The organism is Sphingobium sp., from assembly GCF_003248505.1.
GTDB lineage: Bacteria > Pseudomonadota > Alphaproteobacteria > Sphingomonadales > Sphingomonadaceae > Sphingobium.
In genome coordinates, this window is record NZ_QFOA01000090.1 from 1 (window position 1) to 10,480 (window position 10,480).

At 65.8% G+C, this 10,480-nt stretch carries 7 protein-coding genes; 2 read left to right on the top strand and 5 right to left on the bottom strand.

Annotation, left to right across the window (positions count from 1 at the left end; translation table 11 throughout):
* Positions 1-264 precede the first annotated feature (264 nt).
* Entirely contained in the window at positions 265-2,226 is a 1,962-nt protein-coding gene (locus DI606_RS17795) for a sialate O-acetylesterase (RefSeq protein ID WP_293985247.1), read from the top strand.
* A 222-nt stretch (positions 2,227-2,448) separates the two neighbouring features.
* Here DI606_RS17795 and DI606_RS17800 read toward each other — a convergent pair whose 3' ends face one another.
* Positions 2,449-4,113 (bottom strand): glycoside hydrolase family 43 protein, encoded by a 1,665-nt coding sequence (locus DI606_RS17800; protein ID WP_293985248.1) that lies wholly within the window; start codon positions 4,111-4,113, stop codon positions 2,449-2,451.
* A gap of 188 nt (positions 4,114-4,301) precedes the next feature.
* On the opposite strand from DI606_RS17800, the gene DI606_RS17805 reads away from it, so the two are divergent.
* A complete protein-coding gene (locus DI606_RS17805; RefSeq protein ID WP_293985249.1) occupies positions 4,302-5,345 on the top strand; it encodes a LacI family DNA-binding transcriptional regulator in 1,044 nt (347 codons plus the stop codon).
* Here DI606_RS17805 and DI606_RS17810 read toward each other — a convergent pair.
* From DI606_RS17810 to DI606_RS17825, 4 genes are all read right to left on the bottom strand, one after another.
* Positions 5,309-6,943 (bottom strand): glycoside hydrolase family 43 protein, encoded by a 1,635-nt coding sequence (locus DI606_RS17810; protein ID WP_293985250.1) that lies wholly within the window; start codon positions 6,941-6,943, stop codon positions 5,309-5,311. The two genes, DI606_RS17805 and DI606_RS17810, sit on opposite strands and share 37 nt — an antisense overlap.
* Positions 6,940-8,181 carry an MFS transporter gene (locus tag DI606_RS17815; protein ID WP_293985251.1) on the bottom strand — a complete coding sequence of 414 codons (1,242 nt, stop codon included), beginning with the start codon at positions 8,179-8,181 and terminating at the stop codon, positions 6,940-6,942. Before DI606_RS17815 ends, DI606_RS17810 begins: the two co-directional genes overlap by 4 nt.
* 310 nt (positions 8,182-8,491) lie before the next feature.
* Positions 8,492-9,415: a class A beta-lactamase gene (gene bla, locus DI606_RS17820; protein WP_293985252.1), complete on the bottom strand. Its 924-nt coding sequence runs from the start codon at positions 9,413-9,415 to the stop codon at positions 8,492-8,494.
* Between the two features lie 134 nt (positions 9,416-9,549).
* On the bottom strand, positions 9,550-10,392 hold the full coding sequence (locus tag DI606_RS17825) for a cold-shock protein (RefSeq protein ID WP_293985253.1): 843 nt from the start codon (positions 10,390-10,392) through the stop codon (positions 9,550-9,552).
* Positions 10,393-10,480 lie beyond the last annotated feature (88 nt).

Below are 10,480 nucleotides of genomic sequence, written 5' to 3' on the forward strand. Positions count from 1 at the left end.
CGGCAGTGGATTATTAGCGTCTCTATGCCGGAATAAAATGAACATTACAAAGGCGCCAGGCCTGGCGCGATTCTGAGCGGCTGAGCATTGACGGTCCGAGGTCGGTCTTAGCCATTTTGAATTCGAGACAGCGAAGTAGACAGCTGAAGAGATTTTACAGACGGTCGAGGCGAACTATAGATAGCGATACCAATTAGACGATGGACTGTCGTAACCTGCGCGAAACCGGGGGCGATGCCCATGCAGGTATAAGGGAGGAACAGGATGAACATCGGTCGGTGCGGGCGGATTGGGATTGCGTGGGGATGGGCGGCGGTCGGCCTTTCGGCAATTCCAGCCTGGGCTGCTCCGTCATTCGATCCTGTGTTTTCGGACCATGCGGTCATCCAGCGCGATCGTCCCGTCATCGTCACTGGCCGGGCCGATGCGAGAGAGGCGGTATCGATAACGTTGGGGGCGGCGACACGGCAGGTCAAGGCAGGGTCCGATGGCCGCTTCGAAGCCCGGTTCGACGCCCTCCGTCAGGCAGGGCCGGTTGAGCTGAGCGCCTGGGCGGCATCGGGCACGGTTACGGCGCGCGATGTTGCAGTCGGCGACGTGTTCCTGTGTTCGGGGCAGTCCAACATGGAGTTGGAAGTACGCAACGCGCAGGATGCAGTCGGGCAAATTCGCGGATCCGCCGATGACCGGTTGCGATTGATGCTGGTGCCGCGCGCCGTCGCCGACGAACCGTTGCGCGATTTCCCAAAAGCTCCGGCATGGAAGGTTGCAGGGCCGGAGAGTGTCGCGGATTTTTCCGCCGCTTGTTTCTACATGGCGCGCGAACTGCGCAAGACGGCGAAGGTGCCCATCGGAGCGATTTCCAGCAGTTGGGGAGGATCGCGCATCAGTCCGTGGATGGGGGCGAAGGCGCAGGCGCAAGTGGGGCAGGCCGCGCAATCGGCGCTCGTATCGCTTCACGGTCGCGATCCCTTCGCCGCCGAACGCCAGGCGAGCGCCGCATGGGAAGCATGGTGGCGCGCGGCCACGGGCGACCGGACGGGATGGGAACCCTGGCAGCCCGCCGCACGGATCGCTTGGACGCCGGTGCCACGTATCGGTGCCTGGGAGAATTGGGGTGTCGCCCAAACGGCCTCCTACGATGGCATGGGCTGGTTCCGCCGGAAGATCGACCTGACCGCCGAACAAGCGAAGGCCACGGCGAAACTGTCTCTCGGCCTTCTCGACGATGTCGGTCGCGTGTGGATAAATGGCAAGCCGGTGGGGATGAGCGCGCGCAGTTGGATGCCGAGCAGCTTCGACGTGCCGCCCGGCGTGCTCAAGGCGGGCCGCAATGTCCTGATCGTCAACATCCTCGACAATTATGGCAATGGCGGGCTTTCCGGCCCCGCCGATATCATGACGCTGACGGTCGGGCCGGATGTCGTGCCGCTGGCCGATGGATGGCAATATTCTCTGCCCGCCAAAACGCCAGATGGCGCGCCGCGTGTGCCCTGGGGGGACACCACCGGGATCGGCACGCTCTATAATGGCATGATCGCGCCGCTGGGGCCAATCGGGCTGAAAGGGGTCGCTTGGTATCAGGGCGAATCCGATGTCGACCTGCCGGGTTACGACGCGCGGATGACGGCGATGATAGCCGACTGGCGGCGCCAGTTCGGGTCGCCGGATCTGGCTTTTGTCGCGGTGCAGCTGGCGGCCTATGGTTCTCCGGTCACGCAGCCCGGTGAAAGTGGCTGGGCTGCGATGCGGCAGGTGCAATATCGGGCGATGGCCCGCGATCCGCACGGCGGGCTGGCGAGTGCAATCGACATCGGCGACCCGTTCGACATGCATCCGGGCGAAAAGCAGGAAGTGGGCCGAAGGCTGGCACGGGCGATGCGTGCGGTCGCTTATGGCGAGGCGATATCCCGCACCGGTCCGCAGGCCGATCGGGCGACGGCGAGCGGCGATGGCGGCGCGACGGTGACGTTCGTCGGACTGACCGGTGCTCTTCGCACGCGCGGGTCCGGGCAGGCGATCGGATTCGAGCTGTGCGGTGCGGGCGCCGACAGCTGCCGGTTCGTGCCAGGCCGGGTGGAGGGCACGCGCGTGGTGCTGGCAGGCGATGGCCAGCCTGCCACGCGGGTGCGCTATGCCTGGGCCAATGCCCCGGTCGTCAATCTGTATGACGACGTGCCGTTGCCGGTGGGATCGTTCGAACTGCCGATCGCAGCGGAACGCTGAGCGGATGCAATAGATAGCCGCCCAGCTTCGCCTCGCCGCTGTGGTAGACGGTCAGCGAAACCGCCGCCACCTGGTTGCCCATGTCGTGTCCGCCGATGCCCTCGCGTTTTCCGGTCGCGCTGCCGGAGGGCGGGGCGCGGGCCGCCGTCCCGCCGATCCGAATGCGACACCTTAAGCGGGCGCGGCGGTTGCGATTATCGCTGTCGGCGCGAGGGCGCGCGCTCATGACGCGGGCGTATAATGATAAGGGCCGACCACCGTACCGACGAAGCCGCCCGCTTTTTTGGTGCTGAGCAGCGTGGCGTCCACGTTCTGCCTCAGTGTCTGCGTTCTGCCGCCCGCCGCATAGTCGAACGCCATGGTGCCGCCCGTTGCCCGGATGGTGAGGGTGACTGGGCCGCTCGTCGCGATGGGGGCGGACGCGACCAACGTATCGGCATCGGCGTCGTCGCGGGTGTAGAGCGCGACGACCGGCTTTCCCGCGATGCGGGTAAGGCCGAAGAAGAGGTTGCTGCGGTCGCTCTGCACGGCGGCGAGCCCGGCGCGGTCGCCATCCTTTTCGGGCGTATAGCGAAGCGTGGTGGAGAAAGTCGCGATGGCGTGCTGCTGGCGGCGGCCGATAAAGGCGGGGACGCCGTCCAGATCGCCGATAGCCGCGCCGCTCCCCAGTTCGAGCGCGCCGCCCTTGAGACTGTAGAAGGATTGTTTGGGCGTACGGATGCCGATCCATTGCATCGGCAGGCGGGAGCCGTCGAATTCCTCGACATAGGAGAAGTCGCCGCCGGTGGGCAAAGCGAGTTCGGGCTGTGCGGGGAGGTCTGGTGCTTTGGCCGCATGGGGGATCGCCTGCCCGCGAGGCAGGATGATCGGCCAGCCGTCCTTCCATGTGACCGGCAGCAGGAACGTCTCGCGCCCGATATTATAGTGGTCCTGCCGGTCATAAGGGCGCACCGCCAGGAATGTCGCCCACCAGTCGCCCTTTTGCGTCTGCACCAGCTGGGCATGACCTGCCGCCGAGATCATGTCGGGACGCGCGGGGTCGAGGTCGCGCTGGGTGAGGATGGGGTTGCCCTCGTAGGGGACATAGGGGCCGCGCAGCTGCTTAGCGCGGAAGACGACCTGCGAATGGTTGACGCTGGTGCCGCCTTCGGCTGCGGTCAGGTAATAATAGCCGTCCTTGCGGAATATGTGCGGCCCCTCGATCCAGACCGGCTTCCTGGCGATGTCGACCCCGCCGTTGATGAGCTGGGTGCTTTCCCCCACCATTTTGCCCGTGCGCCAGTCATATTCCTGGATCCAGATGGCGCGGTGGCCGCTGTAGCGCGGGGGTTCGTCGGGCGCGCGATTGTTGACGATATAGGCCTTGTCCCCTTCCCAGTAGATAGACGGGTCGATCCCTTCGAACGGCAGCCAGATGGGGTTGGACCAGGGACCGGCGGGGTCCTTTGCCGTGACGATGAAGTTGCCCCGGCATTCGACGCAGGTGTCGACGATATAGAAGATGCCGTCATGATAGCTGATCGCGGGCGCGAACACGGCCTGCGAAAGGCGGCGACCGGTGAAATCCAACTGATCGGGCCGATCGATGGCATTGCCGATCTGCGTCCAGTGGACAAGATCCTTCGAACGGAAGACGGGGAGCCCCGGATAATGGGCGAAGGAGGAATTGACGAGATAATAGTCTTCGCCCACCCGGATGACCGACGGATCGGGATAATAGCCCGACAGGATCGGGTTGCGATATTCGCCCGGCTGCACATCGACCTTTTCCGTCGAGCGGCCTTCGTAGGTAAAGCGGTCGAAGTACGCGGGGGCGGCGTGCGCGGCGGATGCGAACAGCGATGTAGACAGCAGCGCGACGGTTGAAAGGACGGTTCCGTGGCGCATGATCGTCTCTCTCCTTTGGTGAGCGGGCCTTTCGCCCGCCGCTATATCTGATACCGCTACCATTGCGGGTTGTCGAGGCATGTGTCGGGGCGGCGAAGCCGGATGCCGTGCCCGCTTTCCGCTTTTCGGCGAGCATGGCTTCGCCTAGGCCGCAGCGATACCGGCGGCGGAGGCAGGACGTAGAGCAGATGGCAAGACCCAACCGGCCGGGGCGAGACGCGACCATCGTCGACGTGGCGGCGCGCGCGGGCGTATCGTCCATGACCGTTTCGCGCGTCATTAACGGACGCGCGGGGGTCAGTGCCGCCACGCGCATTGCGGTCGAGGAAGCGATCCGGGACCTGGCCTATACGCCCAATGTCGCGGCGCGCAGCCTCGTCACCTCCACCGAACTGCGGATCGGTGTCATCTATTCCAACGCTAGCAGCGCTTTCATGAGCGAATTCCTGACCGGCGTGTTCGAGGAGGCGTCGGCGCGGGGCGCGCGCCTCAGCCTGCTCAAGGGGGAGGGCGGACGCCCGCCGCCGACCGCTGCGCTGGAGGAGATGGCCGGCTCCGGGATCGGCGGCGTGCTGCTCGCGCCGCCGCTGGGCGAAGCGCCCGAAGTGTTGCAGGTGCTGCGTGCAGCCGGGTGCATCCGGGCGGCTGTGGGGGCCTATCAGGCGCCCGAGACGATCTGCGTGCGGATCGACGACCGTGCCGCCGCGCACCAGATGACGCGGCGATTGCTTGAGCTGGGACATCGCAGGCTGGGTTTCGTGCTGGGCAATCCGGACCAGGCGGCGAGCGCGGAGCGCATGGCGGGCTTCTATGCAGCCGTGCGCGAAACCGGCGGGGTCGAAGTGCAGGTGGCGCAGGGCGACTTCACCTATGTGTCGGGTCTGGCGGCGGCGGAGCAACTGTTGTCGTCCGCTCACCCCCCGACAGCGATCTTCGCCAGCAACGACGATATGGCAGCGGCAGTGGTTTCGGTTGCGCATCGACGACATCTGGATGTGCCCGGCGAACTGGCGGTGGCGGGTTTCGACGACACGATGGCGGCAGTCACGCTATGGCCGCCGCTCACCACGGTGCACCAGCCGGTGCGGGCGCTGGCGGCGGAGGCGATGGGGCTGCTGATCGCGGAGATCGCTGCGCGGGGCGGCAAATCCCGCGTGCCGCGCGAGCGCGTCCTGGACCACGGCATCGTCGAGCGTCAGTCGACGGCTGCGGCCTCCTCTCCGCCCATGTAGCGGAACGAGAGGAAGTCGGCGGGCGTGCCCGCGCCTGACAGGTCCTGGCAGGCCATGCCGACGAAAGTGCCGGTGAAATTGGGCAGGCCCGGTATCGTGACTTCATCCGAAAGAATGGTGGCGTCGAGCGTTCCGCCCACGAACGTCCATGCTTCCGCGCCATGGCATCGCCATGCGAAGCGCAACGCACCGCCGTCCATTTCTGCATGCAGGTCGATGAGGCCCTGCGGCAGGGGACAAAGCGTTTCGAGGGTCACCGCTTCACTGCCTTCGGGCGAGGCGGTCATGAGCGAAAGCTCGCGCCCGCCCGCGTCGGCGGCGCCGATGGCGAGATAGTAGAATTTGGTGCTGTTGTAATAGAGCGTCAGTCCGGCGGCCTGCTGGAAGCTGCGAGGTGAGAAGTCGAGCGTCGTCGTCGCGGCGAAGCGCGCATGTTCGACGCGTCGCGCGACGAGGCTCTGTTCGAACAGGCTGCCGATGGTTTCCCGCCCGTGGAGACGCAGGGCGTCGGGCCGCGCGGAGAGGCTGAACAGCCGTTCGGGGCGGGGGGAGCGCAGCCACTGGAATTCGCGCGGCAGGGTGTCGCCGGTGAAGCGCCCGTCCCATCGCGCGGCGGGCCAGGGGCAGGGTGGCAGATCGGGTGCTGGCGGTGTCGGCATCGGGCGCGCGTCGCCATCGAGCGTGCGTAGCCAACCGTCGGCGCCCCATCGCATCGGCTGGATCGCGCTTTCGCGCCCCATGATGCAGCGCGCACGATCGGGCGTGGGGCGACTGCACAGATAGGCGAGCCAGGGCGTGCCGTCCGGCAGTTCGACGAGGTCGCCATGGCCCGCGCGCGTCAGCGGCGCATCGGTGCGGCCCCCGGCAGTCAGCACGGCCCGGTCGGGATGCACGTCATAGGGGCCGAGCAGGCTGCGCGACCGGGCCATCACCACCGCATGGTTCCACCCCGTGCCGCCTTCGGCGACCAGCAGGTGGTAGAAGCCGTCCCGCTTGTAGAGGTGCGGCCCTTCGGTAAAGCCGAGATCGGTGCCTGCAAAGATGATCTGCGGTTCGCCCATGAGGCGCATGGCGTCGCGGTCCAGCTCCTGCGCCTGGATACCGGCGAAACGACCGCGCCCGGGACGATGATCCCAGAGCATGTTCAGCATCCAGCTGCGTCCGTCATCGTCATGGAACAGGGACGGGTCGAAACCGCTGCTGTTGAGGTGCACGGCGTCGGACCAGGACCCTTCGACGGTTTCGCTCGTCACCACGAGATTGGGGAAATCGCGCAGCGACGCGCCCTTGGCCCCGGTGACGGTGGTGGTGCCGTAACGCTTGACATCGGTGTAGATGAGCCAGAAGCGACCGTGGGCAAAGCTCAGGTCCGGTGCCCAGACGCCGCAGCCGTCGGGATTGCCGCGCATGTCGAGCTGCGCTGCGCGGACGAGCGGGCGGGACGCCAGCTGCCAGTGGACGAGATCGCGGCTGTGGTGGATCTGGACCCCCGGAAACCATTCGAAGGTCGATGTGGCGATATAGAAATCGTCGCCGACGCGCAGGATCGAGGGATCGGGGTTGAAGCCGCGAAGGATCGGGTTGGAAATGCGTGTCATGCAGGCTTGCGCACCAGTGTCCACAGAAGAACGGCGCCGACGAGGTCGAGAACGCCGAGGAGGATGAAGAAGGGTTCGTAGCCGACGCGGTCGACCATCTGGCCGAGCAGCAGCGAAAAGACGAGCACGCCCAGATTGCCGGCAAGGCCCGCAAGCCCTGCGGCGGTGGCGACTTCGTTGCGATTGAAGAGGTCCGACGCCATGGTGATGACTGTCACCGACAGCGTCTGATGCGCAAAGCCGCCCACGCACAGCAGTGCGATCGCGGCGTAGGGATTGGTGGCAAGGCCCACGAACGCCATCCCCGTCATCATCGCCGCGCCGAGCGTGAAGGCCGCGCGCCGCGCGTCGATGAGGTGGATGCCGCGCCGCTGGAGAAAGGCGACGACTGCCGGTCCGAACAGGCAGCCAAGGTCTGCGGCGAGAAAGGGGAGCCAGGCGAACAGCGCGATCTGCGTGAGGTCGAAGCCCCGTGCCCGCGCGAGGTAGAGCGGCATCCAGAAGGACAGCATCCCCCATACCGGATCGGCGAGCAGGCGCGGCAGCGCGATGCCCCAAAGATCCCGCCGCCGCGCGAGCGCAAGGATGGACGGGCGGGTGGAGCGAGCGGCGAGGCGCGCTTCCTGGCCCGATAGGATATAGGCGCGTTCCGCCGTGCCCAGCCTGCGGTGACGAGCGGGGGTGTCATAATGGAAGAACCAGAGCAGCGCCCAGACGACGCCGATGCCGCCTGCGATGACGAAAGCCAGCCGCCAGCTGTGCATCATCACCGCCCAGGCAACGAGCGGCGGGGCGAAGACCGCGCCGAACGACGCGCCGATATTGTAGATGCCGCCAGCCAGCCCACGTTCCCTGGCGGGAAACCATTCGGCGACCAGCTTTTGCCCGGCGGGTTGCGCCGATCCTTCGGCAAGGCCGAGGAGCGCCCGCAGCGCCGCGAAGCCGAACCAGCCGCTGACGAAAGCATGCGCCATGGTGACGAGCGACCAGGCCGCTACCGCAAGCGTGAAACCGACCTTGAGACCCACGCTGTCGAGGAAATAGCCCGCCGCCGGTTGGAGCATGACGCCGAGTTGGAACGCGCCGGTGATCCAGCCATATTCGACATTGCTGATCGCCTGATCCGTCAGGATGACGGGAGCGGCGACGCCCATGATCGATCGCGCCAGATAATTGATGACCATCGCGCCCACAAAGAGGCCGATGATGGTCCAGCGAAATTTGCCGATCAGACGCATGAAACCGCTGTTAACGTTATCATTATTGCCCGTCGAGTATATATCGGTCCTATGGCCTTAAAAACTGCAGCAACATGGATGCTGTATCGACGACCCGGGCAATTCCCGTTTCCTTTATCGGACCGATGGAATGAAATCTTGCTGCAGCGCTGGCGATATCAAGCCACGCCGGTAGCGGTCTTGTTATCGATAACGATATTTCTGACGGCGTCTTTCAGGCGGTCGGCGCTTCGTTCGACCGCCGTTTCGAATGGGGCGGATATGCGAATTTCGGGCCAAGCGCAGCCACGTTGAATCCGACCCCGGAGGTTCAGCTTCTCCACGCCACAGCGATTTCGCCCAATCGTTTGAGGACCGCTTCGTCCTGCGGGCGGACATCTTCCGAAAAGGACGGATTTTCGAAATAGCCCGTCACGATCAACGGGCTACCGCCGTCCGGCGGAACCAGTACGGCAAGATCGTTGACCTTGTTGCCGATGCCCGGTCGCATACCTGTGCCGGTTTTGTCGAAGCCCTGCCAGTTGCGGGGGAGGGCGGCCCGAATGCGGTCTAGCCCGCTTTGGGTCGCGGCCATCCAACCGCGCAGCAGATCGCGGCTGGCGGGGCGGAGCACGTCACCGACCACAAGGCTTTGGACCGTCATCGCCATCGCCCTCGGCGTCGTGCTGTTTTCCTGCGTGCCAGGAGGAATGACGTTGATCGCCGGTTCGTAGCCGTCAAGTCGACTGGTCTCGTCGCCGATATCGCGCCAGAAGCGGGTGAGCGCATCCGGACCGCCCAGTCGCCGCAGAAGAATGTTGGCGGCGGCGTTGTCACTCGTGATTTGCACCGCCTGTGCCAGTATCAGGATGGGCAAATGCCCTTTTGCCAGATTGTCCTCCACCACGGGCGAATAGGCGACGACGTCCGTGCGGCCGATGGCGAGCGGCTCTGCGAGGTCGAGCCGACCGGCGTCGCTTTCGCGCAGGGCCATTGCTGCCAGGGACAATTTGAATGTCGAGCAGTGGCAAAAACGCTCGTCCGCGCGCCAGCCGAAATGGCGTCCGGTGGCGGTATCGAGGACGAACGCGCCCAGCCTGCCTTGCGCCGATCGCTCCAGGGTGCGCAGTTGCGCTACGGGATCGGGCCTTGGCGGCCTTGCTCCGGCACAGGCGGAAAGGAGCAGCCCGGCACTTGCGCCCAGCGTGAATGCGCGTCGGCTCGGCAGGACGGGATGCGGGGTTTTGCGATGCATGATGCCGTCCTTTCTGCCCGAACCGCGCACACATGTATCGTGCCAGCCCGCGCGGACAAAGAAAAAGGGAGGCACCCGGCGGGGGTGCCTCCCTGATATCCTCTCCCTATCGACAGGGATGCAAGGCCGGTGCGTCAGTCAGCCTTCGACTGGAGATTAACCGCCGCATATTTGCCGCGACGATCGACCTCCAGTTCGAAGTCCAGGCGGTCGCCTTCGTTAAGGGCCGCCATGCCAGCGCGTTCGACTGCGCTGATGTGGACGAATGCGTCCGGCTGGCCGTCGTCGCGCTGGATGAAGCCGAAGCCCTTCATGGCGTTGAAGAACTTGACCGTGCCGCTGGCGCGTTCGCCGGTGAGCTGGCGCTGCGGGCCACGCTCCGCGCCGCCGAAGCCGCCGCGCTCGGGACGATCGCCGAAGCCGCCAGCGCGCGGTTCGCGCGGCGGGGCGCGATCCGTGACGGGGAGGGGTTCGCCGTCGATCACCAGATCGGTGGCCGATACCTTGCCGCCGCGATCGACGAGCGTGAAACCGAGCGGCTGGCCTTCGGCAAGGCCGGTGAGGCCGGCCTGTTCCACCGCACTGATGTGAACGAACACGTCTTCGCCGCCATCGTCACGCACGATGAAGCCGAAACCCTTCTGGCCGTTGAAGAATTTGACGACGCCCTTGCCTTCGCCGACGACCTGCGCGGGCATGCCGCGACCGCCGCCGCCGAAACCACCGCCGCCGCCGCCGCGATTGCCGCCGCCGAAGCCGCCGGCACCGCCGCCGCCGAAGCCGCCGCGATCACCGCCGAAGCCGCCACCGCCGCCGCCAAAACCGCCACGGTCGCCGCCGAAGCCACCGCCACCGCCGAAACCACCGCGATCACCGCCGAAGCCGCCGCGGTCACCACCGCCGTAGAAATTGTCGTCGCCGAAACCGTCGCGCTTGTCCTTGCCGCGCCCGCCGCGGCGACCTCTGTCAAAACTCATGCCCTGTTAGTCACTTTCGCTTCGCCCCAAGACCAATCGGACAAACATGTCGGGCGAATGACATGCAGAATCCACCGCAAAGGCGGGT

Bases quoted from the DNA above. Each gene is read 5' to 3' on its own strand.
- DI606_RS17795 (WP_293985247.1), top strand. From the start codon at position 265: ATGAACATCGGTCGGTGCGGGCGGATTGGGATTGCGTGGGGATGGGCG.
- DI606_RS17800 (WP_293985248.1), bottom strand. From the start codon at position 4,113: ATGCGCCACGGAACCGTCCTTTCAACCGTCGCGCTGCTGTCTACATCG.
- DI606_RS17805 (WP_293985249.1), top strand. From the start codon at position 4,302: ATGGCAAGACCCAACCGGCCGGGGCGAGACGCGACCATCGTCGACGTG.
- DI606_RS17810 (WP_293985250.1), bottom strand. From the start codon at position 6,943: ATGACACGCATTTCCAACCCGATCCTTCGCGGCTTCAACCCCGATCCC.
- DI606_RS17815 (WP_293985251.1), bottom strand. From the start codon at position 8,181: ATGCGTCTGATCGGCAAATTTCGCTGGACCATCATCGGCCTCTTTGTG.
- bla (WP_293985252.1), bottom strand. From the start codon at position 9,415: ATGCATCGCAAAACCCCGCATCCCGTCCTGCCGAGCCGACGCGCATTC.
- DI606_RS17825 (WP_293985253.1), bottom strand. From the start codon at position 10,392: ATGAGTTTTGACAGAGGTCGCCGCGGCGGGCGCGGCAAGGACAAGCGC.